At 70.6% G+C, this 25,278-nt stretch carries 25 protein-coding genes; 11 read left to right on the forward strand and 14 right to left on the reverse strand.

The window, feature by feature from the left end; all coding sequences use genetic code 11:
- Window positions 1-2: 2 nt before the first annotated feature.
- Together ACFWRO_RS06735 and ACFWRO_RS06740 are read right to left on the reverse strand one after the other, a co-directional pair.
- Complete coding sequence (locus ACFWRO_RS06735; RefSeq protein WP_384505235.1) at window positions 3-272, reverse strand: DUF397 domain-containing protein; 270 nt, start codon at window positions 270-272, stop codon at window positions 3-5.
- Window positions 254-1,087, reverse strand: coding sequence for a Scr1 family TA system antitoxin-like transcriptional regulator (locus tag ACFWRO_RS06740; protein ID WP_384505237.1), 834 nt, complete (start codon window positions 1,085-1,087; stop codon window positions 254-256). The genes ACFWRO_RS06735 and ACFWRO_RS06740 overlap by 19 nt, the downstream gene beginning before the upstream one ends.
- A 359-nt stretch (window positions 1,088-1,446) precedes the next feature.
- On the opposite strand from ACFWRO_RS06740, the gene ACFWRO_RS06745 reads away from it, so the two are divergent.
- The 4 genes from ACFWRO_RS06745 (at window position 1,447) to ACFWRO_RS06760 (ending at window position 3,924) form a co-directional block, all read left to right on the forward strand.
- Complete coding sequence (locus ACFWRO_RS06745; RefSeq protein ID WP_384505240.1) at window positions 1,447-1,662, forward strand: hypothetical protein; 216 nt, start codon at window positions 1,447-1,449, stop codon at window positions 1,660-1,662.
- 138 nt (window positions 1,663-1,800) lie between these two features.
- Window positions 1,801-2,550, forward strand: a complete 750-nt coding sequence (gene recO / locus ACFWRO_RS06750; RefSeq protein ID WP_384505243.1) for a DNA repair protein RecO — start codon at window positions 1,801-1,803, stop codon at window positions 2,548-2,550.
- 19 nt (window positions 2,551-2,569) lie between these two features.
- The gene (locus tag ACFWRO_RS06755) at window positions 2,570-3,415 is read left to right on the forward strand and encodes an isoprenyl transferase (RefSeq protein WP_384505449.1); all 846 of its coding nucleotides are present in this window, start codon (window positions 2,570-2,572) and stop codon (window positions 3,413-3,415) included.
- A 2-nt stretch (window positions 3,416-3,417) separates the two neighbouring features.
- Complete coding sequence (locus ACFWRO_RS06760; RefSeq protein WP_384505246.1) at window positions 3,418-3,924, forward strand: YcxB family protein; 507 nt, start codon at window positions 3,418-3,420, stop codon at window positions 3,922-3,924.
- Between the two features lie 82 nt (window positions 3,925-4,006).
- Here ACFWRO_RS06760 and ACFWRO_RS06765 read toward each other — a convergent pair whose 3' ends face one another.
- From ACFWRO_RS06765 to ACFWRO_RS06780, 4 genes are read right to left on the reverse strand one after another with little or no spacing between them, the layout of a single operon-like run.
- On the reverse strand, window positions 4,007-4,417 hold the full coding sequence (locus ACFWRO_RS06765) for a transcriptional repressor (protein ID WP_361965620.1): 411 nt from the start codon (window positions 4,415-4,417) through the stop codon (window positions 4,007-4,009).
- A 48-nt stretch (window positions 4,418-4,465) separates the two neighbouring features.
- The gene (locus tag ACFWRO_RS06770; protein WP_384505452.1) at window positions 4,466-5,368 is read right to left on the reverse strand and encodes a metal ABC transporter permease; all 903 of its coding nucleotides are present in this window, start codon (window positions 5,366-5,368) and stop codon (window positions 4,466-4,468) included.
- 10 nt (window positions 5,369-5,378) lie between these two features.
- Window positions 5,379-6,149 (reverse strand): metal ABC transporter ATP-binding protein, encoded by a 771-nt coding sequence (locus ACFWRO_RS06775; protein ID WP_384505249.1) that lies wholly within the window; start codon window positions 6,147-6,149, stop codon window positions 5,379-5,381.
- Window positions 6,150-6,172: 23 nt separating this feature from the next.
- Complete coding sequence (locus ACFWRO_RS06780; protein WP_384505252.1) at window positions 6,173-7,177, reverse strand: metal ABC transporter substrate-binding protein; 1,005 nt, start codon at window positions 7,175-7,177, stop codon at window positions 6,173-6,175.
- Window positions 7,178-7,375: 198 nt separating this feature from the next.
- Between ACFWRO_RS06780 and ACFWRO_RS06785 the strand changes: the two genes are divergently transcribed.
- Window positions 7,376-8,758: a glycine--tRNA ligase gene (locus ACFWRO_RS06785; protein WP_384505255.1), complete on the forward strand. Its 1,383-nt coding sequence runs from the start codon at window positions 7,376-7,378 to the stop codon at window positions 8,756-8,758.
- 94 nt (window positions 8,759-8,852) lie between these two features.
- On the opposite strand, the gene ACFWRO_RS06790 is transcribed toward ACFWRO_RS06785, so the two are convergent.
- The 5 genes from ACFWRO_RS06790 to ACFWRO_RS06810 all read right to left on the reverse strand — a co-directional run bounded on the left by ACFWRO_RS06790 (window position 8,853) and on the right by ACFWRO_RS06810 (window position 13,384).
- Complete coding sequence (locus ACFWRO_RS06790) at window positions 8,853-9,278, reverse strand: hypothetical protein (protein WP_384505258.1); 426 nt, start codon at window positions 9,276-9,278, stop codon at window positions 8,853-8,855.
- Complete coding sequence (locus ACFWRO_RS06795) at window positions 9,275-9,955, reverse strand: hypothetical protein (protein WP_384505261.1); 681 nt, start codon at window positions 9,953-9,955, stop codon at window positions 9,275-9,277. Before ACFWRO_RS06795 ends, ACFWRO_RS06790 begins: the two co-directional genes overlap by 4 nt.
- Window positions 9,952-11,610: a hypothetical protein gene (locus tag ACFWRO_RS06800; protein ID WP_384505264.1), complete on the reverse strand. Its 1,659-nt coding sequence runs from the start codon at window positions 11,608-11,610 to the stop codon at window positions 9,952-9,954. Before ACFWRO_RS06800 ends, ACFWRO_RS06795 begins: the two co-directional genes overlap by 4 nt.
- An 89-nt stretch (window positions 11,611-11,699) precedes the next feature.
- Complete coding sequence (locus ACFWRO_RS06805; RefSeq protein WP_384505266.1) at window positions 11,700-12,284, reverse strand: TetR family transcriptional regulator; 585 nt, start codon at window positions 12,282-12,284, stop codon at window positions 11,700-11,702.
- Between the two features lie 56 nt (window positions 12,285-12,340).
- Window positions 12,341-13,384, reverse strand: a complete 1,044-nt coding sequence (locus ACFWRO_RS06810) for an aldo/keto reductase (RefSeq protein WP_384505269.1) — start codon at window positions 13,382-13,384, stop codon at window positions 12,341-12,343.
- A gap of 245 nt (window positions 13,385-13,629) precedes the next feature.
- Between ACFWRO_RS06810 and ACFWRO_RS06815 the strand changes: the two genes are divergently transcribed.
- Complete coding sequence (locus tag ACFWRO_RS06815) at window positions 13,630-13,836, forward strand: DUF6243 family protein (RefSeq protein ID WP_384505272.1); 207 nt, start codon at window positions 13,630-13,632, stop codon at window positions 13,834-13,836.
- 102 nt (window positions 13,837-13,938) lie between these two features.
- Here the strand turns inward: ACFWRO_RS06815 and ACFWRO_RS06820 are convergent, their stop codons facing one another.
- On the reverse strand, window positions 13,939-15,336 hold the full coding sequence (locus tag ACFWRO_RS06820; protein WP_384505456.1) for an MFS transporter: 1,398 nt from the start codon (window positions 15,334-15,336) through the stop codon (window positions 13,939-13,941).
- Window positions 15,337-15,497: 161 nt separating this feature from the next.
- Between ACFWRO_RS06820 and ACFWRO_RS06825 the strand changes: the two genes are divergently transcribed.
- The 4 genes from ACFWRO_RS06825 (at window position 15,498) to ACFWRO_RS06840 (ending at window position 22,283) form a co-directional block, all read left to right on the forward strand.
- A complete protein-coding gene (locus ACFWRO_RS06825; protein WP_384505275.1) occupies window positions 15,498-16,415 on the forward strand; it encodes a helix-turn-helix domain-containing protein in 918 nt (305 codons plus the stop codon).
- Between the two features lie 33 nt (window positions 16,416-16,448).
- Window positions 16,449-17,585 carry a tRNA dihydrouridine synthase DusB gene (gene dusB / locus ACFWRO_RS06830; protein ID WP_384505278.1) on the forward strand — a complete coding sequence of 379 codons (1,137 nt, stop codon included), beginning with the start codon at window positions 16,449-16,451 and terminating at the stop codon, window positions 17,583-17,585.
- A 376-nt stretch (window positions 17,586-17,961) separates the two neighbouring features.
- Window positions 17,962-20,673 carry a pyruvate, phosphate dikinase gene (gene ppdK / locus ACFWRO_RS06835; protein WP_384505281.1) on the forward strand — a complete coding sequence of 904 codons (2,712 nt, stop codon included), beginning with the start codon at window positions 17,962-17,964 and terminating at the stop codon, window positions 20,671-20,673.
- 554 nt (window positions 20,674-21,227) lie between these two features.
- The gene (locus ACFWRO_RS06840; protein ID WP_384505284.1) at window positions 21,228-22,283 is read left to right on the forward strand and encodes an ArsR/SmtB family transcription factor; all 1,056 of its coding nucleotides are present in this window, start codon (window positions 21,228-21,230) and stop codon (window positions 22,281-22,283) included.
- On the opposite strand, the gene ACFWRO_RS06845 is transcribed toward ACFWRO_RS06840, so the two are convergent.
- Window positions 22,253-23,413 carry an alkaline phosphatase PhoX gene (locus ACFWRO_RS06845; RefSeq protein WP_384505287.1) on the reverse strand — a complete coding sequence of 387 codons (1,161 nt, stop codon included), beginning with the start codon at window positions 23,411-23,413 and terminating at the stop codon, window positions 22,253-22,255. The two genes, ACFWRO_RS06840 and ACFWRO_RS06845, sit on opposite strands and share 31 nt — an antisense overlap.
- Window positions 23,414-23,826: 413 nt before the next feature.
- Between ACFWRO_RS06845 and ACFWRO_RS06850 the strand changes: the two genes are divergently transcribed.
- A complete protein-coding gene (locus tag ACFWRO_RS06850) occupies window positions 23,827-24,237 on the forward strand; it encodes a VOC family protein (RefSeq protein WP_384505290.1) in 411 nt (136 codons plus the stop codon).
- Here ACFWRO_RS06850 and ACFWRO_RS06855 read toward each other — a convergent pair whose 3' ends face one another.
- Window positions 24,238-25,224 (reverse strand): oxidoreductase, encoded by a 987-nt coding sequence (locus ACFWRO_RS06855; RefSeq protein ID WP_384505292.1) that lies wholly within the window; start codon window positions 25,222-25,224, stop codon window positions 24,238-24,240.
- Between the last annotated feature and the right edge of the window lie 54 nt (window positions 25,225-25,278).

Raw genomic sequence — 25,278 nt, forward strand, 5'->3', positions numbered from 1 at the left:
CGTCAGCTCTTGAGCTCGGCGATGAAAGCGGCCCAGGCGGCGGCGGGGACGATGAGGGCGGGGCCGGCGGGATTCTTGCTGTCACGGACGGGGACGACGCGGGGGACGTTGTCGAGGACTTCGAGGCAGTTGCCGCCTTCGCCGTTGCTGTATGAGCTCTTGCGCCACGCGGCGCCGACGAAGTCGTACGAGACCTCGACGCAGTCGCCGCCTTCGCCGTTGCTGTAGGAGCTCTTGAACCAGCTGGCGTTGCTCAGGTCGTACTCGCGCATCGTCTGTAGTCCTCCGCCGCCGATTCGATCAGAGCCAGGGACGCCTCCGGCGACAGAGCGGCGACCCTGAGCAGATCGTAGGCGCGCTGTGCCCGCTTCACCACTGCCGGATCGTCCAGCAACGTTCCGGAAAACGCCGTCTCTGTATAGCCCGTTGGTGGCGCGTCAGTGAACTCCATCAGCTTCAGCGAGCCGGCCATGGAGGCATGCGCCCCTGCTGCGCGCGGCAGCACCATCACCAAAGCCACCCGCTCACGCGCCAGCGTCGCCATGTGCTCCAACTGCGCTGCCATCACCGCCGCCCCGCCCACCGGGATGAGCAACGCGTTCTCGTGCACGATCACCCAATACTCGGGCCTTGTAGTGCCCTTGAGGATCTGCGCCCGGTCCAGTCGCGCTGTGACCTTCTCCTCCACATACGCGTCCGTCGCGAACGGGTTCGCTGCCAGCGTCACCGCCCGCGCGTACTCCGCCGTCTGCAACAACCCCGGCATCACCGTCGGTGCGAACTCGCAGATCTTCGTCGCCAGCCGCTCCAGCTCGACCACCGGCTCGAAATAGGACGCGTACGGCGAGGCGTTGACGAGTCGCTTACACGTCCGTTCGAAAAAACCACCGGTTTGTAGGACCACATCGATTCGCCGCGCCACATCCAGCTGCGGCTTCCGAATTCCCTGCTCGAACTGACCGATGTATCCGCCCGAAACGAACACCAGATCGCCCAGCTCCGTCTGCGTGAGCTCCTTCGTCTCCCGCTGCGCCTTCAGCTCCTGGCCGAAGAACGCCCACGTGTCCTGCCGCCTTGCTTTGGCCATGGTTTAACTCCTCGACCCTGCCCCGCAGTTGTAGGACCTGCGCATCTATCGATTCTAGAGATACGGCACCACGCTGGGTGCGGTAAGTGAGAAATGGATTCGGAAAGGGATGCGTTGGTGAAGGAACAACACACGCGGTCGACCACGGGGGCCGTCGAAGAAGCGAGCGAGACGGTGGCGGAATTGCGCGAGGCACTCGGACGGGCGGGAATCGTGCTTCCCTCCCTCGGGCTTGACGTCGTCACCCTCGCAGCCGACTCCCCGGCCCGGCCGCTCATCGAATTGGGACGCTGCACGGTGGAAACGGCACGGCTGCTCGCCGGCGCCGTACTCCCGCCAGGGGAAGAAGGGGGCCGGTCATGAAACTGCCCATCGGGTCGTACGTCGTAGAGATCCGCACCGGGCGTGTGGGCACGGTCATGGGGCACGAGGGCCCGTATCTACAGCTGCGGCCGCTCGGCGGCGGGCGGGAGTGGGACGCCGAGCCCGAGGGCGTCAGGGAGGCGACCACGACGGAGCGGCTCCGCGCAGCGACCGCGCACGCGAACGCGCGGAGTCGGGGCGAGGTGCCGTGACGGCGGTGGCTCAGCCAACCGAGGTGGTGGTCGGTCGTCGCCTGGAACAGGCGCTGGGTGAGGGCCGGAATCCGGGCCGGAGACCTCGCGTCGGGATTGGAGGCCGGGCGCCCTCTCCCGTACGGGAGAATGGGCCGCATGAGTCTGTTCCGCGACGACGGCGTTGTGCTGCGCACCCAGAAGCTGGGTGAGGCGGACCGGATCATCACGCTGCTCACGCGCGGTCACGGGCGCGTACGCGCCGTGGCGCGGGGGGTGCGGCGGACCAAGTCGAAGTTCGGGGCCCGGCTGGAGCCCTTCTCCCACGTCGACGTGCAGTTCTTCGCTCGCGGGAGCGACCTGGTCGGGCGCGGTCTTCCGCTCTGTACGCAGAGCGAGACGATCGCGCCGTACGGCGGCGGGATCGTCACCGACTACGCCCGCTACACCGCCGGGACCGCGATGCTGGAGACGGCGGAGCGGTTCACGGAGCACGAGGGCGAGCCGGCCGTGCAGCAGTACCTGCTGCTCGTCGGCGGGCTGCGGACGCTCGCGCGGGGCGAGCACGCGCCCCATCTCATCCTCGACGCCTTCCTGCTCCGCTCGCTCGCCGTCAACGGCTACGCGCCGAGCTTCGACGACTGCGCGAAGTGCGGCCTGCACGGACCGAACCGGTTCTTCTCGGTCGCGGCGGGCGGCGTCATATGCGGCGACTGCCGGGTGCCCGGCAGCGTCGTACCCTCTCCGGAGGCCATCGGCCTGCTCAGCGCGCTCCTCACCGGCGACTGGGCGACTGCTGACGCGTGCGAGCCGCGTCACGTCAGGGAGGGCAGCGGGCTGGTGTCCGCCTATCTGCACTGGCACCTGGAGCGCGGCCTGCGCTCGCTGCGGTACGTAGAGAAGAGCTAGGGAGACCCATCGCATGGCCATCGCACGACGCGGAATCCTCGGACGGAAGACTCGGGAGTACAAGACCCCGGAGCCGCACCCGTCCGGCGCGACCCCGCCGAAGCTCCCCGGTGAGCTGGTGCCGAACCACGTCGCCTGTGTGATGGACGGCAACGGCCGCTGGGCCCAGGAGCGGGGCCTCCCGCGCACCGAGGGGCACAAGGTCGGCGAGGGCGTCGTCCTGGACGTCCTGAAGGGGTGCCTGGAGCTGGGCGTCAAGAACCTCTCGCTCTACGCCTTCTCCACGGAGAACTGGAAGCGGTCGCCCGACGAGGTCCGCTTCCTGATGAACTTCAACCGGGACGTGATCCGGCGCCGGCGTGACGAGATGAACGAGCTGGGCATCCGTATCCGCTGGGTCGGCCGTATGCCGAAGATGTGGAAGTCGGTCGTCCAGGAGCTTCAGGTCGCGCAGGAGCAGACCGTCGACAACGACGCGATGACGCTGTACTTCTGCGTCAACTACGGCGGTCGCGCCGAGGTCGCGGACGCGGCTCAGGCGATCGCGCGGGACGTCGCCGCCGGGAAGCTCGACCCGTCGAAGGTCAACGAGAAGACGTTCCAGAAATACCTGTACTACCCGGACATGCCGGACGTCGACCTCTTCCTCCGCCCGAGCGGCGAGCAGCGCACCTCGAACTACCTGATCTGGCAGAGCAGCTACGCCGAGATGGTCTTCCAGGACGTCCTGTGGCCCGACTTCGACCGCCGCGACCTGTGGCGCGCCTGCGTGGAGTACGCCTCCCGCGACCGCCGCTTCGGCGCGATCCCGGCCGCGGACCGCGCGGCGATGGGCACGGTCCCGCAGCAGGGGCCGGCGGTCTGACCATGGACCTTGTCTACGTACCGACGCGCGCCGACGTGGTCGACGCCGTACGGGTGCAGCTGCGGCACGGCATGCTCCGGTGGCTGCGGTGGGTGCTGCCCCCGGCCGCCGTCCTGGCGTTCCTGGTGGCCGGCGTGGAGCTGTTCGGCCCCGGTGAGCCGGATCGGGTGTTCGTGGCCCTCATGACGGGGCTCGGGGTCTTCGTCGCCGTCCTCGGGCCGCTGACGCCCCGGCTGGCCGCCCGGCAGGTGTACGGGATGGTCGAACGGCAGGGGGAGTTCCGGGCCCGCGTGGACGAGCAGGGGGTCAGCTGGACCACGCGTGACACCGAGACGGCCAACCGCTGGCCGATGCTGCCCCGGTACGTCGAGACGCCGACGCAGTTCGTCCTGCTCACGGCCGACAAGGCCCGGGCCGGTGTCGCCGCCCTGCCCAAGCGCGGACTCGCCGACCCCGCCGACGTCGACCGGCTCCGTGAGCTCCTGGACCGGAGCATCACCCGGCTCTGAGCGACGGGGGACGGGGACGCGAAAGGGCCCGTACGGATCGATCCGTACGGGCCCTCACGCTTGATGTCCTGCTTCTGGTGTCCTACTTCGCCGCGCACTCCGCGCACGTGCCGAAGATCTCGACCGTGTGCGCCACGTTCACGTAGCCGTGCTGGGACGCGATCGTCTCCGCCCACTGCTCCACGGCCGGGCCCTCCACCTCGACCGCCTTGCCGCAGACGCGGCAGACGAGATGGTGGTGGTGGTCGCCCGTGGAACAGCGCCGGTAGACGGTCTCGCCGTCGCTGGTGCGCAGCGCGTCGACCTCGCCCGCGTCCGCGAGGGACTGGAGCGTGCGGTAGACCGTCGTGAGGCCTACCGAGTCGCCGCGGTGCTTGAGCATGTCGTGCAGCTCCTGGGCGCTGCGGAACTCGTCCACTTCGTTCAGTGCCGCCGCGACAGCGGCCCGCTGCTTGGTCGAGCGGCCGCGTACGGGGGGTCCTGCCGTCGCCACAGGGGCCTCCTTGTGAGTTCCGTTGCCCCCGCCATTCTGCCAGGCCGTTCAGACCGTGACGTCGTCCGTGGGGCGACGCGTGAGTGGCACCTGGGCGTCGCAGCCGTCCGCGCCCGCCTCGGCCGCCGCCGCGCGGGCCCGGCGCCGGGCCAGCGGCGCCGACAGCGCGGTCAGGACGATGAAGACGCCGATCGCAAGGAGCACGATGAGGGAGCCGGGCGGCAGGTCCTGGTAGTAGGTGGTGATCGTGCCGGTCAGGGTGACGGCCGTACCGATCACGACCGAGAGGATGAAGGTCGCGCGGAAGGACCGGGACAGCTGCTGCGCCGCCGCGACCGGGACCACCATCAGCGCGCTGACCAGGAGCAGGCCGACGACCCGCATGGCGACCGTGACGGTCACGGCGGCGGTCACCGCGATGAGCAGGTTCAGGGCGCGCACCGGCAGGCCGGTGACGCGGGCGTACGCCTCGTCCTGGCTGACCGCGAAGAGCTGACGGCGCAGGCCGATGGTGACCAGGATGACGAAGGCCGCGAGGATGCCGATCGCGGTGACGTCCTCGTCCGACACCGTGGACAGCGATCCGAAGAGGTACGAGAGCAGGTTGGCGTTGGAGCCGCCGCCGACCTGGATCAGCATGACGCCGCCCGCCATGCCTCCGTAGAAGAGCAGCGCGAGCGCGAGGTCGCCGCGGGTGCGTCCGTACGTCCGGATCAGCTCCATGAGCACGGCGCCGGCGACGGCGACCAGGGTGGCCATCCACACCGGGCTGCTGTTGAGCAGGAAGCCGAGGCCGACACCGGTCATGGCGACATGGCCGATGCCGTCGCCCATCAGGGCCTGCCGGCGCTGGACCAGGAAGATGCCGACGGCGGGCGCGGTGATGCCGACGAGCACGGCCGCGATGAGCGCCCGCTGCATGAAGGCCGGTTCGAGGAATTCCATGATCAGGTCAGCTTCCTCAGGTCAGCAGACCCGTGCGGAGCGGCTCGTCGGCCGCGTGCGGATGGACGTGGTCGTGGCCCGGCAGGGCGTGCTGGCCGACCGCCTTGGGCGGCGGGCCGTCGTGGACGACGCAGCCGTCGCGGAGGACCACGGCCCGGTCGATGAGCGGCTCCAGGGGGCCGAGCTCGTGCAGCACGAGCAGGACCGTGGTGCCGCCCGCGACCTGCTCGCGCAGGGTGCCGGCGAGGATCTCCTGGCTGGCGAGGTCGACGCCGGCCATCGGCTCGTCCATGATCAGCAGCTCGGGCCGGGAGGCGAGCGCGCGGGCGATCAGGACGCGCTGGTGCTGGCCGCCGGAGAGGGCGCTCACCGAGTCCTTGGCACGGTCGGTGAGGCCGACGAGCTCGATGGCGCGGTCGACGGCGGCCCGGTCGGCCTTCGTCAGCCAGCCGATCTTGCGGCGGGAGATCCGGCCGGAGGAGACGACCTCGCGGATGGTGGCGGGGACGCCGCTCGCGGCGGTGGTGCGCTGCGGGACGTAGCCGACGCGGGACCAGTCGCGGAAACGCTTCCGCTCGGTCCCGAAGAGCGAGATCGATCCGTCGGTCAGGGGGACCTGGCCGATGATCGCGCGTACGGCCGTCGACTTGCCGGAGCCGTTGGCGCCGAGCAGCGCGACGACCTCACCGGGGTTCACGGTGAGGTCGACGCCGCGCAGGACCGGGCGCGCGCCGAGAGACGCCGTGGCTCCGCGGACGGATATGACGGGCGTGACGGGCGCGCTCACGGTTGCCTCCTGCTGTGCGTGGGTCACTTCGCGCCGAGGGCCTTCTTCAGCGCGGTGAGGTTGGACTGCATGACCTCGATGTAGTCATCGCCCTGGGACTTGTCCGTGATTCCCTCCAGCGGGTCCAGGACGTCGGTCTTGAGGCCGGTGTCCTTCGCGAGGGTCTTCGCGGTCTTGTCGCTGGCGAGGGTCTCGAAGAAGACGGTGGAGACCTTGTCCTTCGCCGCGATCTCCTGGAGCTCCTTCATCCGGGCGGGGCTCGGCTCGGACTCGGGGTCGATGCCGGTGATGCCCTCCTGGTCCAGGCCGTACCGCTCGGCGAGGTAGCCGAAGGCGGAGTGGGTGGTGATGAAGGTCTTGGTGGAGGTGTTCTTCAGGCCGTTCTTGAACGCCGTGTCGAGGTCACCGAGCTTCTTGACCAGGGTGTCGGTGTTCTTCTTGTAGTCGGCGGCGTTGTCCGGGTCGGCCTTCTCCAGGGAGGCGCCGACGCCCTTGGCGACCTCGGCGTACTTCACCGGGTCGAGCCAGATGTGCGGGTCGAGACCGGCCTCGGACTCGTGGCTGTGGCCTTCGTGGCTCTCTTCGTGGCCTTCTTCGTGGCCGTGGCCGGGGTCCTCGGCGCCGTGGTCGTGGCCTCCGGCGGTGCCGTGGTCCTCCATCGTGGTGAGGCTCGCGGCGTCGACGGTGTTCTTCACGCCGGCCTGCTTGATCGCCTCGTCGACGGCGGGCTGGATGCCCTTGAGGTAGAGGATGTAGTCGGCCTCGCCGAGCTCGCCGATCTGCTTCGGCTTGAGCTCGAGGTCGTGAGGCTCGACGCCCGGCGCGGTGAGCGTGGAGACGGCGACGTGGTCGCCGCCTATCTGCTCGGCCAGGTACTGCATCGGGTAGAACGACGCCACCACGCTGAGCTTGCCGTCGGCGGACTTGTCGGACGCGTCGGACGCCCCGCCGCAGGCGGACAGGGTGACGAGGCCGAGGGAGACGGCTCCGGCGATGGCGGCGGTGGGTATCAGGCGGCGTACGTTCATGACACTCATTTTCAACAAAGTTGGAAACGATTGTCAATTGTCCCGGTTGTGGTCCCGGCCACGTTCCGCGGCTCCGCACCCGCGGCCCCGCGTATGCGCGCGGAAGAGAGCGGAAGAGCCGGACCGATTTGATGCGGAGGGCAGGGGCGCCGGTAACCTGAAGCATTCGCACTTCGTCGTCGTAATGAAGAGAGCACCGTGGCCGCCGACAAGATCGACACCATCGTCAGCCTGAGCAAGCGCCGTGGCTTCGTCTACCCGTGCAGTGAGATCTACGGTGGCCAGAAGGCCGCCTGGGACTACGGACCGCTGGGTGTCGAACTCAAGGAGAACATCAAGCGTCAGTGGTGGCGTTACATGGTCACCGCGCGCGAGGACGTCGTCGGCATCGACTCGTCGGTGATCCTGGCCACCGAGGTCTGGGAGGCCTCCGGCCACGTCGCCACCTTCACCGACCCGCTGACCGAGTGCACCTCCTGCCACAAGCGCTACCGCGCCGACCACCTGGAGGAGGCGTACGAGGAGAAGCACGGCCGTCTCCCCGAGAACGGCCTCACCGACCTGAACTGCCCCAACTGTGGCAACAAGGGCACGTTCACCGAGCCCAAGCAGTTCTCCGGTCTGCTCTCCACCCACCTCGGCCCGACCCAGGACTCCGGCTCCGTCGCCTACCTGCGTCCCGAGACCGCGCAGGGCATCTTCACCAACTTCGGCCAGGTGCTGCAGACCTCGCGCAAGAAGCCGCCGTTCGGCATCGCGCAGATGGGCAAGTCCTTCCGGAACGAGATCACTCCGGGCAACTTCATCTTCCGCACGCGCGAGTTCGAGCAGATGGAGATGGAGTTCTTCGTCAAGCCGGGCGAGGACGAGCAGTGGCACGAGTACTGGATGGAGCAGCGCTGGAACTGGTACACGGGCCTGGGTCTCCGTGAGGAGAACATGCGCTGGTTCGAGCACCCGAAGGAGAAGCTCTCCCACTACTCCAAGCGCACCGCCGACATCGAGTACCGCTTCCAGTTCGGCGGCAGCGAGTGGGGCGAGCTCGAGGGCGTCGCCAACCGCACCGACTACGACCTGAAGGCCCACTCCAAGGCCTCCGGCAACGAGCTCCTCTACTTCGACCAGGACGCCCAGGAGCGCTGGACCCCGTACGTCATCGAGCCCGCCGCCGGTGTCGGCCGGACGATGCTGGCCTTCCTGCTCGACGCGTACAGCGAGGACGAGGCCCCGAACGCCAAGGGTGTCATGGAGAAGCGCGCCGTGATGCGCCTCGACCCGCGCATCGCGCCGGTCAAGGTCGCCGTCCTGCCGCTCTCCCGCAACGCGCAGCTGTCGCCGAAGGCCAAGGGCCTCGCCGCCGACCTGCGGCAGAACTGGAACATCGAGTTCGACGACGCGGGCGCCATCGGCCGCCGCTACCGCCGCCAGGACGAGATCGGTACGCCGTTCTGCGTCACGGTCGACTTCGACACCCTGGACGACAACGCGGTGACCGTGCGCGAGCGCGACACCATGAAGCAGGAGCGCGTCTCCCTCGACCAGATCCAGGGCTACCTGGGCAGCCGCCTGCTCGGCTGCTGACGTTCGGTCGTTCGCTTCGTGAGGCCCTCGGTTCCGGTGACGGAACCGGGGGCTTCGTCGTGCTCCGGGGCTGCTCCGGGCTGCTTCTGGGTTCCTACTTGCCCTTCTTCGCGCCGAAGACCAGCGCGCCGATCGCCGCCGCCGCGGCGCTGAGGACACCCGCGGCCGGGGCCAGCGCGCCCTGGTCGATGAAGTGCTTGGCCAGCAGGAGGATCGAGACGAAGGCGGTCGCGCCGAAGACGGCCCCCGCGACGCGGAAGCGGAAGTGCACGATGTCCATCCGCATCTGATGCTGGTCGAGTTGGAGGCGGCGCAGGGCCTCAGCCCGCTGGAGCTCGATCTGCGCGGCCGACTCCCGCTCGACGATCCCGAGGACCCGCTCGGGCGCCCCGTCCAGGATCCGCTTCCAGACCTCGATGTCCTCGCCCGCCGGCAGGGGGCGGTGCGGGGAGAGGGCGCCCTGGCCGTTCGCGCCGTCCGGGCCCGGCAGCGCCGGCTGCGGGGGTACGGGGGCGGTCACCGGGGGTCCTCGTCGGCCCGGGCGGCCGCGGCCGTGATCCGCGCGACGACATCGCGCACGGACTCCTCCACCTCCACCAGGTCGCCTTCGAGCGGCAGCGGCTCCGCGAAGGGCCGTACCGGGACCGGCTCCACGCCGAGCACGCGCGAGGGGACCAGCACGGCGAGCACGCCCTCGGCGAAGGCCCGCCCCGGGGTGCTGGGCGTGGCGGCCCGGGCGGCCGGTACGCCGCGTCCGGCGATGGCGCCCGCGTCCGCACCGGGCGGATTCCGTCTGCGGACCGCCGCGACCCCGGTCCGTACGAGGTGGGCCCAGACGAGGAACAGCACCGCGGTCCACCAGTCGGCCAGCAGCGCCACGACCGCGGCGGTGGGCAGCAGCGCCAGGGTCGTCCAACGGCGCGGCCACGCCTCGGGGCGGGCGGCGCCGGTGTCCTGGGCGCCGGTGTCCCAGCCTTGGGCCCTCTGGTTCCAGTGGGCGGGCGGCTTGTTCCTGCCGATCCCGTCCCGGCGCGACGCCAGCCACTCGCACAGCCACTCCCACAGCCGTGACCGTTCCCGCCCCGGCTCGCGCGCCTGCCGGAGCCGTGGCCGCGGCTCCCTCGGGCGTATCCCGCCCCAGGCTCCACCGCTCCAGCCCTCGTTGTCCGCGTCCCAGAACGGCTCACTGGCGCTCACTGCGCCCCACCCCCCGCCTGCCGTAAGGGCGAAAGGTCCGACGGAAGGCCGCTGACCTCACCGATGAAGATGCCCTTCGTCAGCGTCTTCGCCTCGAACTCGTCCGCCTGCCAGCCCGCGTCACGCAGCGAGTCCACCACCCCCTGGGCGATGCCCTCGCGGACCGACTCCAGGTAGCGCTGGACGTCCATGTCCTGGAACGCGCCCGTCCTCCGCTCGGAGGCCAGCTCCCGCACCGACCTCGCGGGGCCTTCCGGCAGGCTCACGTCGTACCCGCCGAAGAGCAGCCGCCAGGAGTGCTTCACCGACCGCCACAGCAGGAGCGGCGCGGTGCCGGCCGTGATGGGGATGCGGACGGTCGCCTGCGCCGCCTTGGAGAGGAACCCGCTGTGCCGATGGCGGTGAGCGATCCGGTCCGCCTCCCGGAACCACGGCAGCACGGGCCAGAGGACGAACGACGCCGCCTCCAGCGTCAGCAGCCCGCCCTGGGTGTGCACGCGGACGTACACGGTGAGGACCACTTCGTCGTCCCAGCTGCTCACCTGGATCCGCAGGAAGTGGCGGCGCTTCTCCCCGCCCTCCTCCACCGCCGACGCGCGGTGCGACTCGAACTCGGCGAGGCTCTGCGGCGCCAGCCACCTGCGGGGGAGTCCGTCGACGGGGAGGAACACGCAGTCCTCGAGGGTCAGTTGGCGCAGCCGGTCGCGCACGGCGTCCTGCGCGGAGCCGAGCGCGGAAGGGACCCGGATCTGCTCCATCCGGACCCTGATGTGCTCCAGGACCTCCTGGTTGAGGAGCTGCGAGGGCGGGCGCGAGTCCAGCCCCGGCTCGCGGATCGGCCGCAGGCTCACGGCGTGCGTCCACGACGCGTACGGCACGCCCGCTCCCCGGAACGGTGCCGCCGTGTCGTACAGCAGCAGCGGCGAGGTCTGTTCCATCCGGATGAGCTGCCTGAGCCGCTGGAACCGGATGCCGATGGCCCGCACGGCCGGGTCGACCGTCGGCTCGTCGAAGCCCTGGGGCGACAGCTCCCGCCCCAGGATCGCGGCGACCTGCGCGCGCTGCAACGCCCCCGCCACGGCCATCAGCAGGGCGCAGCAGACCGCAGCCCACCACTGCCCCGGCTGGTGGCCGAGGCCCATCCACAGGTCGGAGACCCAGGAGAAGACGTCGTCCTCGGAGGCGGCCCCGAGACCGTCCTTCCGTGACCCCAGGTCCGGGTAGATCCAGAGCAGCCAGAGCGAGAGGCCGCCGAGCCAGGCCCGCCCCGACCAACGCAGCGCGACGCCGGGCCCTGTCCTGCCGGGGGAGGGCTCCGGATGCTTCGCAGACGGCGTACGGAGCCGGGAGCCGGCGGCGAGCAGGACGAAGGGCGGCACGAAGGCGAGCATCAGGCCGCCGCTGAACGTGATGCCGATCAGCCAGAGCGCCAGCACCACGGCGGCCCAGGCCGCCGCCATCCGCCGGGCGCGCAGGGCGTGGGCCAGGACCCGCGCCGCGTCGAAGCCGAAGGACGGCGCGACCCTCCGCTCCTCGTGCACATAGAGCTCGTCGATGACCGCGTCACGGAAGGTGTCGTCGAGGTACGTGCCGGCGCACAGCAGCCTGGAGGCTTCGGTCGTACTCGGGGCCGGCGGTACATGTGAAGGCAACACCCGCGCTACCCCTCCCCCTGATTTGTCCCCGAACCAGCGTATGGCACCGAGGAGTTGATGCCCAGCGCAACCAGGTGCGACGCGCCTTTCTAGGTGCTCAGGCCGCGCAGGAGCAGGTCGAGCACCGCGTCGAACTCGTCCTGGATGGTGGGGCGCCGCCACTCCGGGGCGTACATCGGGTCGTGGAAGCGGCCTGTCGCGTCGAAGAGCGCGCGGGCCGTGGCGGCCGGGTCGGGAGCGGTGAACTCCCCGCCCCGCGTCCCCTCTTCGACGATCTCCCGGACCTGTCCGATGAGGACCTCGATGTGCTCATCGACCACATCGCTGGCCTCGTCGATCAGGACCCCGTACGTGGCGAACAGCTCGGGGTCGTCGCCCGCCTTGTGGCGCTTGGCCTCGAAGAGGGCGGCGAACCAGGCCCGGAGCTTCCCGGCGGCCGGCTCGGCCGAGCTCGCGATCAGCCCGGCGAGCATCACCTCGGACCGGCTCAGCCACCGCTCGGTCACGGCCTCCCGCAGCGCCGCCTTCGTACGGAAGTGGCGGTAGACGCTGCCGTGGCTGACGCCGAGGACCCGGGCCACGTCCACCACGGTCGCCTTCGCGGGGCCGTACCGACGCAGCACCTCCTCGGTGGCTTCGAGGATGCGCTCTGCGGTCAGGGTCTCGGTGGCCATGGGATGACAGTACCTGTCAGTCGAACCCCCGGTCCGTGCTCGCTTCGGCGCTCGCTTCAGTGCTCGCTGTCCAGGTGGGCCATCTGCGCCGCCGGGTACCGCTCGCCTGCCGCCGCGCCCGCCGGTACGGCCCGCTCGATCGCGGCCAGGTCGGCGTCGTCGAGCGTCACGTCCAGGGCGCCGAGGGCCTCCGTGAGCCGGTCCCTGCGGCGGGCGCCGACCAGCGGCACGATGTCCGCGCCCTGGCGGTCGGCCTGCGCCAGGACCCAGGCGATGGCGGTCTGCGCGACCGTCACGCCCTTGGCCTCGGCCAGGGCGCGCAGCTGGTCCACGAGGTCCAGGTTCCGGTCGAGGTTGTCGCCCTGGAAGCGCGGGCTCATGCCCCGGAAGTCGCCCGGCGCGAGCTCGCGGTCGCGGGTGAAGTGGCCGCTGATGAGACCGCGCGACAGCACGCCGTACGCCGTGATGCCGATGCCCAGCTCGCGGGCGGTCGGCAGGATCTTCTCCTCGATGCCGCGCGAGATCAGGGAGTACTCGATCTGGAGGTCGGAGATCGGGGCGACGGCCGCCGCCCGGCGCAGGGTGTCCGCGCCGACCTCGGAGAGGCCGATGTGCCGGACGTGCCCCGCCTCGACCAGCTCGGCGATCGCGCCGACGGTCTCCTCGATCGGGACGTCCGGGTCGACGCGGGCGATCCGGTAGATGTCGATGTGGTCCGTGCCGAGGCGCTGGAGGCTGTACGCCGCGAAGTTCTTCACCGCGGCGGGGCGGCCGTCATAGCCGGTGAAGCCGCCTTCGACCGTGCGGAGCGCGCCGAACTTCACGCTGGTCAGCGCCTGCTCCCGGGCGGCGGCGGGGGCCGTGCGCAGGGCTTCGCTGATCAGCAGTTCGTTGTGCCCCATTCCGTAGAAATCGCCGGTGTCCAGGAGCGTCACGCCGGCGTCGAGGGCGGCGTGGATGGTCGCGATCGACTCGGCGCGGTCGCTCTCGCCGTACAGCGCGGACATGCCCATGCAACCGAGGCCGAGGGCCGAGACCTGCGGACCGGTGGCGCCCAGGCGGCGGGTGGGGAGGGAGGGGAGGGAGCGGGCGGAGGTCATGGGGGTCTCCTCGGGAGTCGGACTGAGGGGTGGCACGTTACAACCATGACATGACGGCTGACAGATTTCAATGTTTGTCATTCGTCTGGGTGGTGCGAGGGAAATCGGTGTGACCGGGGCCCTGGGCGGGGTAGCGTCTACGGCATGTCTTCGTTCTTCCAGATCTACGAGTGAGAGCGCGGCGGGCCGCGACGCCCGCCCCGCCGGACGATCCCCTCACCACTTCTCACCAATGGGAGAACCCCATGGCCAAGGGCCGTAACAACCTGCTCGGCGTCGGCGGACAGCGCAAGAAGCTGTCCCGAGGCGACCAGCAGGGCGCCGTTCAGAGCAGCAACGCCGACCGCAAGGCCGCCGTCGACCAGAAGCAGGAGCTGCTGAGGAAGATGCGCGAGCGCGCGACGGGCACCGAAGGCGCCGAGACCGCCGCCGCCACGGACGGCGAGAAGTAGCCGCAGCCGGTACGACGACGTGGGCCCGGGTCACCAACCGTGACCCGGGCCCACGTGCGTCCGGCCTCTGTCCCCGGCCTCCATCAAAAGGGGGCCGCCGCCTCAGCTCACGACGCGCGGCAGGCGCAGGCTCAGCAGGACCGTCAGGACGACGGCCGCCAGTTGGACCAGGAGCGTCACCGTCAGGGCGGTGCCCGTCGAGCCGGTCGCCGCGAGGGACAGGAAGAGCGAGCCGAGGGTGGCCACGCCGAGGGCGAGGGCCGACTGCTGGGTCGTCACCATCACGCCGCTGCCGACGCCCGCCCGGTCCGCCGGGACCTCGGAGAGGACGACCCGGAAGAGGACCGGCAGCTGGAGGCCCTGGCCGAGGCCCGCGACGGCCATGCCCGGCAGCAGGCTCCAGGCGGAGAGGTCGGGCCAGGAGCGCCAGGCCGTCAGGGCGAGCAGCGCGATGCCGAGCCCCTGTACGAGGCCGCCCGCCGTGACGACCCGCGTGCCCCAGCGCCGTACAAGGCGGGGACCCGCGAGCGAGGCCCCGAAGAAGGCGACGGCCATCGGGACCAGGGCCAGGCCCGAGACCACCGCGCTCATGCGCAGCCCCTGCTGGAGCGCGACCGCGATCACGAACATGAAGCCGCCGAAGCCGATCGAGAACGGCACGACCAGGGCGAGCCCGCGGCGCAGGGAGACCAGCGCGAGCAGGCTCGGCGGCACCAGCGGCGTACGGCCCCGGCGGTCGGCCCGCAGCTCCACCCGCCAGAACGCGGCCGCGGCGAGCGGGAAGATCCCGAGCGCGACCCAGGTCCACAGCGGCCAGCCCGCCGCCCTCCCCTCTGTAAGAGGGGCGAGGAGCGTGAGCAGCGCGAGGCCGAGGAGCAGGGTGCCCGCGACGTCGACCGGCGCCGGGCGCTCGGAGCGGGTCTCCGGGACGGTCCGCACCGCGAGCAGCAGGCCCGCCACCACCACGGGCACGTTGACCAGGAAGATCGCCCGCCAGCCGCTGCCCCACAGGTCGGCCGCGACGAGGACGCCGCCCAGGATCTGGCCGGCGACCATGGCGAGCCCGGCGGTGGCCCCGTAGAGGCTCAGCGCCTTGGCGCGGCGCGCGCCCGCCGTCGAGGAGTGGATGGTGGCGAGGACCTGCGGCAGCATCAGCGCGGCCGCGGCACCCTGTGCCACCCGCGCCCCGACCAGCGTCCAGGCGTCCGGGGCGAGCCCGCAGGCGAGCGAGGTCACGCCGAAGGCGGCCATGCCCGCGAGGAAGAGCCGGCGGCGGCCGAAGAGGTCCCCGAGCCGCCCGCCGAGGACGAGCAGCACGGCGTACGAGAGCCCGTACCCGGCCACGACCAGCTCCAGCATGGCCGGTCCCGCGGCCAGGTCGTGGTCGATGGTCGGCAGGGCGACGTTGACGATGAAGAAGTCGATCAGCGGCAGCGCGGCGCCGAGGAGGACGGTGAAGAGCCCGAGGGAGCCGAGGGCGGGCGCCGGGTGGTCGACGATGGCACCGGCGCCGCGGGCGGCCGAGGCGGTGGTGGCGGTGGTGGAGGCTGTAGTACTCACGCCATCGACGATCGGCCCTTTCTTAGCCTGGTACCAGAGTGTCTTTATCCTGGTACAAGCACTACCTGGAAACGGGCTGAGCGCCCCGGCATCCTGGGAGCATGACGACGATGGTGGCCCCCCTCGAAACGCGAGCGACCGCGCCACAGGCGACCGCGCCCGCCGAATCACGAGCGACCGCGCCCGCAGACGTCCGGCGCCACGAGCTGGCCGCCTTCCTGCGCAGCCGCCGCGAGCGGATCACCCCCGAGCAGGTCGGCCTGGTCCGCGGCCGGCGCCGCCGCACCCCGGGCCTGCGCCGCGAGGAGGTCGCGCACCTCTCCGCCGTCGGCGTCACCTGGTACACCTGGCTGGAGCAGGCCCGCGACATCCACGTCTCCCCGCAGGTCCTCGACGCCCTCGCCCGGGCCCTGCTGCTCGACGCGACCGAGCGCACCCACCTCTTCGCCCTCGGCGGGGCGGCCGACCCGAACCCCGAGTGGCCCTGCCCGACCGTGACGCCCGCGCTGCGCGCGATGCTCGACCAGCTGGAGCCGGTGCCCGCCTGCATCCAGAACAGCCGCTACGACATCCTGGCCTACAACCGCACGTACGGCAGGCTGCTCTGCGACCTGGACGAGCTGCCGCGCGAGGACCGCAACTGCATCTGGCTGGCCTTCACCAACGACGAGTGGCGGGCCGCCGTCGCCGACCTCCCGGACGTCACGCGCTCCATGGCCGGAAAGTTCCGGGCCTCGATGGCCGAGCACCTGGCCGAGCCCGCCTGGAAGGCGATGCTGCAGCGCCTGGAGACGGCCTCGCCGGAGTTCCGGGAGATCTGGGCCCGCCACGAGGTGGTGGCCCAGGGCGGCCGTACGAAGTTCATCCGCAACGCCCACGTCGGCACGCTCCACCTGGAGCACACCAACCTCTGGCTCGGGCCGACCTCCGGGCCGCGCCTGGTGACGTACGTGCCGGTGGACGAGGAGTCCCGCGGAGGTCTCGAACGCCTGCGCGACCTGTGTGGGCGAAACGACTGACGGAACACGGCGGCGGTGCGGGACAATGGCGTAATGACCGCGTTCTCCCCTCTCGCCATCGGCCCGCACATCGTGCAGCCGCCGGTGGTGCTCGCGCCGATGGCCGGCATCACCAACGCCCCCTTCCGCACCCTCTGCCGCGAGTACAGCGGCGGCAAGGGACTCTTCGTGAGCGAGATGATCACGACGAGGGCGCTGGTCGAGCGCAACGAGAAGACCATGCAGCTCATCCGCTTCGACGCGAGCGAGAAGCCGCGGTCGATCCAGCTCTACGGCGTCGACCCGGTGACGGTCGGCAAGGCCGTCCGGATGATCGCGGACGAGGACCTGGCCGACCACATCGACCTGAACTTCGGCTGCCCGGTCCCCAAGGTGACCCGCAAGGGCGGCGGCTCTGCCCTCCCGTACAAGCGGCCGCTGCTGCGCGCGATCCTCAACGAGGCCGTGTCGAACGCGGGCGCCCTGCCCGTGACGATGAAGATGCGCAAGGGCATCGACGACGACCACATCACGTTCCTGGACGCCGGCCGGATCGCGGTCGAGGAGGGCGTCACCGCGATCGCCCTGCACGGGCGGACGGCGGCGCAGCACTACGGCGGCACGGCGGACTGGGACGCCATCGCGCGGCTCAAGGAGCACGTGCCGGAGATCCCGGTGCTCGGCAACGGCGACATCTGGTCGGCGGACGACGCGCTGCGGATGATGCGCGAGACCGGCTGCGACGGCGTGGTCGTCGGGCGCGGCTGCCTGGGCCGCCCGTGGCTCTTCGGCGACCTGGTGGCGGGCTTCGAGGGCACGGGCGCGTACGCCCAGCCGGGCCTGCGCGAGGTCGCGGACGCGATGCTGCTCCACGCCCGGCTGCTCGGCGAGTGGCTCGGCGACGAGTCGCGCGGTGTCATCGACTTCCGCAAGCACGTGGCCTGGTACCTGAAGGGCTTCTCGGTCGGTTCCGAGATGCGCAAGAAGCTGGCGATCACCTCCTCCCTGGACGAGCTCGGTGCTCAGTTGAGCGAGCTCGACCTGGACCAGCCCTGGCCGACCGGCGCGGACGGCCCCCGCGGCCGCACCTCGGGCAACAACCGCGTCGTCCTGCCGGACGGCTGGTTGAAGGACCCGTACGACTGCTCGGGCATCAGCGAGGAGGCGGAGTCGGACACGTCCGGGGGCTGATCCCGGAGGTCCGGATCGTGGGAATCGGGCCGTTCGTACGGCGTGATCCTCGCCACCCTTGATAGAGGGTGTGCTCAGATGAGCAGATTACGGGGTGTTGTACTTCTGGAGGGGTGGCACTGGGTGCCACCCCTCTTGCGTTCAAGACTTGAACGCAAATGCTCTAGGAGGCGCTCATGTGAGCGGGTATTCTCAGGTTTCGGTCAAGGGGACTTCGGAGCCTGAAAGCGGAAGCTACTCGTCGGTTACTTTCGATGTGCTGGCGGACGGGTGGTTAAGACCATGTGACCGGTAGGCATACCTCCACAGGAGCCTTCGATCTGGGTATGTTCCTCGCCGTCAGGGCAGCCACCGAGTCCTCGAGGAGTCGAGACACGTGTCGGAAAACAAAGATCAGAAGTTCGTGTACGACTTCACCGAGGGCAACAGGGACCTGAAGGACCTGCTCGGTGGCAAGGGAGCGAACCTCGCCGAGATGACCAACCTCGGCCTCCCCGTTCCCCCCGGCTTCACGATCACGACCGAGGCGTGCAAGGTCTACCTCGACAGCGGCTCCGAGCCCGTCGAGCTCCGTGACGAGGTCAGCGCCCACCTGGACGCCCTCGAGCAGAAGATGGGCAAGAAGCTCGGTCAGGCCGACGACCCGCTGCTCGTCTCCGTCCGCTCCGGCGCCAAGTTCTCCATGCCCGGCATGATGGACACGGTCCTGAACATCGGCCTCTCCGACAAGTCCGTCGAGGGCCTCACCGTCCAGGCCGGCGACGCGCGCTTCGCCTGGGACTCGTACCGCCGGCTCATCCAGATGTTCGGCAAGACCGTCCTCGGCGTCGACGGCGAGCTCTTCGAGGAGGCCCTCGAGGAGGCCAAGGCCGCCAAGAAGGTCACCGTCGACACCGACCTCGACGGCGCCGACCTGAAGAAGCTCGTCAAGCACTTCAAGAAGATCGTGAAGGCCGAGGCCGGCCGCGACTTCCCGCAGGACCCGCGCGAGCAGATGGACCTCGCCATCGAGGCCGTCTTCAACTCCTGGAACACCGACCGCGCCAAGCTCTACCGTCGCCAGGAGCGCATCCCCGGCGACCTCGGCACCGCCGTCAACATCTGTTCCATGGTCTTCGGCAACCTCGGCCCGGACTCCGGCACCGGTGTCGCCTTCACCCGCGACCCCGCCTCCGGCCACCAGGGCGTGTACGGCGACTACCTGCAGAACGCGCAGGGCGAGGACGTCGTCGCCGGTATCCGCAATACCGTGCCGCTGGCCGAGCTGGAGTCGATCGACAAGGCGTCGTACGACCAGCTGATGCAGATCATGGAGACCCTTGAGACCCACTACAAGGATCTCTGCGACATCGAGTTCACGATCGAGCGCGGCCAGCTGTGGATGCTGCAGACCCGCGTCGGCAAGCGCACCGCCGGTGCCGCCTTCCGGATCGCGACCCAGCTCGTCGACCAGGGCCTGATCGACGAGGCCGAGGCGCTCCAGCGCGTCAACGGCGCCCAGCTCGCGCAGCTGATGTTCCCCAAGTTCGACGAGAACGCCAAGGTCGAGCAGATCGGGCGCGGCATCGCCGCCTCCCCGGGCGCGGCCGTCGGCAAGGCCGTCTTCGACTCGTACACGGCCGTCAAGTGGTCCCGCTCCGGCGAGAAGGTCATCCTGATCCGCCGCGAGACCAACCCGGACGACCTGGACGGCATGATCGCCTCCGAGGGAATCCTGACCTCGCGCGGCGGCAAGACCTCGCACGCCGCCGTCGTCGCCCGCGGCATGGGCAAGACCTGTGTCTGCGGCGCCGAGGAGCTCGAGGTCGACACCAAGCGCCGCCGGATGACCACCGCGTCGGGCCAGGTCGTCGAGGAGGGCGACGTCGTCTCCATCGACGGCTCCACCGGCAAGGTGTACCTCGGTGAGGTACCCGTCGTACCGTCCCCGGTCGTCGAGTACTTCGAGGGCCGGATGCACGCCGGCGCCGACGACGCCGACGAGCTGGTGCAGGCCGTCCACCGGATCATGGCCTACGCCGACCGCGTCCGCCGGCTGCGCGTCCGCGCCAACGCCGACAACGCCGAGGACGCGCTGCGCGCCCGCCGCTTCGGCGCCCAGGGCATCGGCCTGTGCCGCACCGAGCACATGTTCCTCGGCGAGCGCCGCGAGATGGTCGAGAAGCTGATCCTCGCCGACACCGACGAGGAGCGGACGGAGGCCCTGGAGGCCCTGCTCCCGCTGCAGAAGAAGGACTTCGTCGAGCTCTTCGAGGCCATGGACGGGCTGCCCGTCACGGTCCGGCTGCTCGACCCGCCGCTGCACGAGTTCCTGCCCGACATCACCGAGCTCTCGGTGCGCGTCGCCCTCGCCGAGGCCCGCAAGGAGCCGCACGAGAACGAGCTGCGCCTGCTCCAGGCCGTCCACCGGCTGCACGAGCAGAACCCGATGCTGGGTCTGCGCGGCGTCCGGCTCGGCCTGGTCATCCCCGGCCTGTTCACTATGCAGGTCCGCGCGATCGCCGAGGCCGCCGCGCAGCGCATCGACGCCAAGGGCGACCCGCGCGCCGAGATCATGATCCCGCTCGTCGGCACCGTCCAGGAGCTGGAGATCGTCCGCGACGAGGCCGAGCAGGTCATCGCCGAGGTCCGGGCGAAGACCGGCGTGGACCTGAAGCTCGCGCTCGGCACCATGATCGAGCTGCCGCGCGCCGCCGTGACCGCCGGTCAGATCGCCGAGGCCGCCGAGTTCTTCTCCTTCGGCACCAACGACCTCACCCAGACAGTGTGGGGCTTCTCCCGGGACGACGTGGAGGCCAGCTTCTTCACCGCGTACCTGGAGAAGGGCATCTTCGGAGTCTCGCCGTTCGAGACCATCGACAAGGACGGCGTCGGCGCGCTGGTCCGCAGCGCCGTCGAGGCCGGCCGGGCCACCCGCCCGGACATCAAGCTCGGCGTCTGCGGCGAGCACGGCGGCGACCCGGAGTCGGTGCACTTCTTCCACGAGGTGGGCCTCGACTACGTCTCCTGCTCGCCCTTCCGGATCCCGGTGGCGCGCCTGGAGGCCGGCCGCGCGGCGGCGGAGTCGAAGGGCTCCGACAGCCGCTGAGCCGTTCTGCTGAAGCCCCGCTGACCGGGCATTCAGTAGCAAAGACCGCCGGAGCCGCCGTTCGTCCCCGACCCTCAAACCGATGGGCGGCGGCTCCGGCCTGCAAGAGAGACGGGGCGGACACCTTGTGCGGAGGTGTCCGCCCCGTCGTACTTCGTCCGCCCCGCGATGTTCGCCGGATGTGAGTTTGTGTTCAATCGAGCCTGATTGAATTATTGGTCTTTGAACATTCCGTATTGAACTTTCCACGATTCGTCCCGCAAACAACAGGGCGGGCGCGGCCCCCGGATCCCCACCCGGTGGCCGCGCCCATTACCCATGCCGGGCAGGTGAGCCGCAACCCTCGCCGACCGCCGCCGGACGCGTGAAGCCCCCCACGGTCTTCGCCACGCCACCTCGGTCCTGAAGGTTTCCTGCCCGACACCCACAGCTTTTCCGTTTGCCCTGGGTCCCCGCGATGCTTTTCAAGTGTGGCTGAAACACCCTGGTAACGTCCTGTGATGATGTGCATACTCTTCGACGGGGGTGGTTGCGAGTGCACAGGTGGGGGTTCAATGCTGCGGATTCATTTCACCGCAAGCGACATGGCGGGCGTACGGATGGCGGCCCGGCCCGACGTTCTGTGGGAAACGATTCTCAGCTTTCATCGGCTTAGAGACCGGCGCGGATCGGTCGTCTACGGAGAATGGCGTTCCCAGACCCGGCCCCGGCTCAACGGGGAGACCCGGCTGCTTGCCGCGCTCGTTCCCAGCCGCGGTTACTTTCCCGACTTCCTGACCCCTCCCGAGGGCCTCCAGGGCCTCGAAGAGGGCCTCCAGGCGATCCGCGCGACCGCGGGGGACCGGCTCCTCACCGAGCTCGCCCTCCTCGGCGCCGACCGGCCAGGGGGCAGGACCGTGCCGCACTCGCTGCGCGCCCTCGCCGAGGGCGGCGCAGAACCGTTCGGCCGGCTCCTCGGGGCCCTGCGCAGCTACCACCGGGCGGCGATCGAGCCGTACTGGCCGCAGATCCGCGCCCGGGTCGAGGCCGACCGGGCGGTGCGCGGCCGGGCCCTGCTCGACGGCGGCGCGGACGAACTCCTCGCCTCGCTGCCGCCGATGTTCCGCTGGCGCGCGCCCGTCCTCGAGGCCGACTACCCGGTCGCCCGCGACGTGCACCTCGACGGCAGGGGGCTGCTGCTCCAGCCCTCGTACTTCTGCCGGGGCACGCCGGTCGTCCTGCGCGACCCCTCGCTGCCTCCGGTGCTCGTCTACCCGACGACGCACTGCGAGGCGCCGACGGTGCACGCGCCGGGCGGCCCCTCGCTGGCCAAGCTGGTCGGCAACACGCGCTCGGCGGTCCTGCACGCGATCGGTGACGGCGGCACCACCAGCGAACTCGCCCGCAGGGCGGGGGTCTCGCTCGCCTCGGCCAGCCAGCACGCGGGCGTCCTGCGCGAGGCGGGGCTCGTCGCGACGCTGCGGCACGGCAACGCGGTCCTGCACACCCTCACGCCCCTGGGCGCCGCCCTGCTGGGCGGCGGCGGGCGGAAGAGGGGGGTCGCGGGGACCGTCTCGGCGACGGCCCCCGCGGAGCGTCTCTACGCCCGGAACGGGCCGGTCACCTCGTAGGTGATACCGCCCGAGGAACTGCCGCTGGTGCCACGCTGGCTGGAGAAGTACAGCCGCTTGCCGTCGGGCGAGAAGGCCGGTCCGGTGATCTCCGAACCGGACTGGCCGCTGATCCGCAGGAACGGAGCCACGACGTCGTCCGGAGTGATGACGCAGACCTCCATGTTGCCGCCGTCCTCGGCGATGAAGAGGTCGCCGGAGGAGGAGCCGGTGACGTTGTCGACACCCGTCAGCGGGGCGCCGCCGCCGGAGACGAGCGAGTCGTCGTAGGCGAGCTCGTAGGTGCTGGTGGCGAGGTTGAGCTGCCAGAGGCGGTTGTCGCCCTTGGTGGTGAACCAGACGGTGTCGTTGGCGTAGTGGCAGCCCTCGCCGCCGTTGAACTTCTTCGAGCCGGAGACCTGGCTGCGGGTCGCGGTCGGCGAGCCGTCCGGGTCGGGGACGTTCTGCCAGGTGAAGGAGCCGGAGGTGGCGCTGCCGGCCACCAGGACCTGGAGCGTGCCGGCGGTGAGGTTGCCCCAGGTGGTCGGGATGAAGCGGTAGAAGCAGCCGCTGGTCTCGTCCTCGGTCAGGTAGATCACCTTGCGGACGGGGTCGGCGGCGGCGGCCTCGTGCTTGAAGCGGCCCATCGCGGCGCGGCGGACGGCCGCGTTCACCCCGTAGGGGTCGGTCTCGTAGACGTAGCCGAGGCTGACCTCCTCGCAGGAGAGCCAGGTGTTCCACGGGGTCTTGCCGCCCGCGCAGTTGGTGCGGGTGTTGGAGAGGATGCGGTACGCGCCGGTGACAGCGCCGGTCGAGCTGAACTTGACGGCGCTCGCGCCGCCGCCAGGGTTGATCTCCGAGTTGGAGACATAGATCCAGCCGGATCCGTCGACGAAGCAGGCGCCGCCGTCGGGGGCGTTGTGCCAGGTGTACGAGGTGCCGGGGACGGTCTGTCCCGACCGGGCGATGACCCGGCTGCTGAATCCGCTCGGCAGCAGGATGCCGTTGGCGTCGGCCGCGCCGAGAGCCCCGTAGGGGCCGGCGCCGGGCTGGGCGGGGGCCGCGTAGGCCGCCCCGCGCATCAGGGTGCCGCCGAAGGCGGCTGCCGACGTGCCGATGACCGCTCCGCGCAGGAAACTGCGTCGCTCCACGTCTCACTCCAGAGGGGTGGTGTGTGTGAACCCGCCGCACCGGTCGGCGGCGGGGTCGCGCGCTTTCGGAACCTAGGAGTACGGAGTTGGTACGGAGTTGACGGTGCAGCAACAAGCGATGAAGGGGAAGCGTCGGGCAGAAGGTCGGCGAGGGAAGGGGTGCGGGCGGGGTGGGAACGGGGTGGGAACGTGGCGGAAGGGGTGGTTACGTCCCCGGGGCGGTGGCGCCCGGTGGCGCCGGGCAGGGCCTCGTCCGACAATCGTTCGGTGATCTTCCTGCCTGTCGGGCCCATACCCCGAAGCCAGCCAGCGCCGCCCCGAAAAAACTTCCCGCGCGCCGATGAGTTCCGTCGCCGCCCGCCGTCTACCCCTCGAAACAGCACGGACAACAGGAGCACAGGAGAGTACGCGTCATGACTCAGATGATCTTCGTCAACCTGCCGGTGAAGGACCTGGAGACCTCCAAGGCCTTCTGGGGCAAGCTCGGCTACTCCTTCAACCCGCAGTTCAGCGACGACACGACCGCCTGTCTCGTCATCAGCGACACGATCTTCGCGATGCTGCTGACCGAGCCGAAGTTCAAGGAGTTCACGAAGCCCGGCAAGGAGCTCGTGGACGCGACGAAGTCGACCGAGGTCCTCCTCACGCTGAGCGCCGTGAGCCGCGCCAAGGTCGACGAGCTCGCGGACGGCGCCCTCGCCGCCGGTGGCACGGCGGCGAAGGAGCCCCTCGACTTCGGCTCGATGTACGGCCGCTCGTTCTCGGACCCCGACGGCCACCACTGGGAGGTCATGTGGATGGACCCGGCCGAGATCCAGGGCTGATCACCGCCGCAGGGACTCGTACGTCACGCCGGTGAGCTGCTCGGAGGCCACCCAGAGCCGTTCGCCGGCGACGTCGTCCAGCGTCCAGCGCGCCCGCCACGAGGACCCCGGCGCGCCCCGCCACATCAGGAACGACGGGCCGGTGAACGAGTCGGCTGCCACGCCCGTCGCCGTCGCCGCGTAGAGCGTCGGCAGCGCCCCGGCCTCGGCCGGCTGGGCGAAGACCCTGTTCCCGAGTGCCACGATCCGCTCGGCGCCCGTACGGCCCTCCATCCGTGCCGCCGCCGACTGCAGGTTGGTCGCCGCGTACCCGGGGTGGGCGGCCGCCGCCACGATCCCCGCGCCCGCCGCCCTCAGCCGCCGCGCCAGCTCGTGCACGAAGAGCAGGTTCGCCGTCTTCGAGCGGCCGTACGCGATCCAACGCCGGTACTTCCGCTCGCTGTTGAGGTCCCCCATGTCCAGCTTCGACAGGGCGTGCAGGCCGCTGGAGACGGTGACGACACGAGCGGCCGGGGCGGCGAGCAGCCGGGGCAGCAGCAGGCCTGTGAGGGCGAAGTGGCCGAGGTGGTTGACGCCGAACTGGGTCTCGAAGCCGTCCGCCGTCCGCCCGTACGGCAGCGCCATCACGCCCGCGTTGTTGACGAGCAGATCGAGCCGCTCGTACGGGAACGAGGCCGTGAACTCCCGTACGGAGGACAGGTCGGCCAGGTCCAGCGGGCGGAACTCCACCTCCGCGCCCGGTATCTCGCGGCGCACCGCCTCGACGGCCGCCGTGCCCCGGGCCTCGCTGCGGCAGGCGAGCACCACCCGGGCGCCCTTCCGGGCGAGTTCGCGGGCGGTGACCAGACCGATGCCGCTGTTGGCGCCGGTGACGACGGCCGTGCGGCCGCCCTGGTCCGGGATGCGTGCGGTGTTCCAGCCGGGCGGGACGGAACTGCCGGGCTTGGCGGAACTGTCGGACCTGCCGGAACTGCCGGGCGTGGCCATGCGGACCCCCTCGTTCTTACTCCGGAGTAGGACCGCACAGCCTACGGGCGGGCG

The organism is Streptomyces sp. NPDC058579 (assembly GCF_042718575.1).
Taxonomy (GTDB): Bacteria; Actinomycetota; Actinomycetes; order Streptomycetales; family Streptomycetaceae; genus Streptomyces.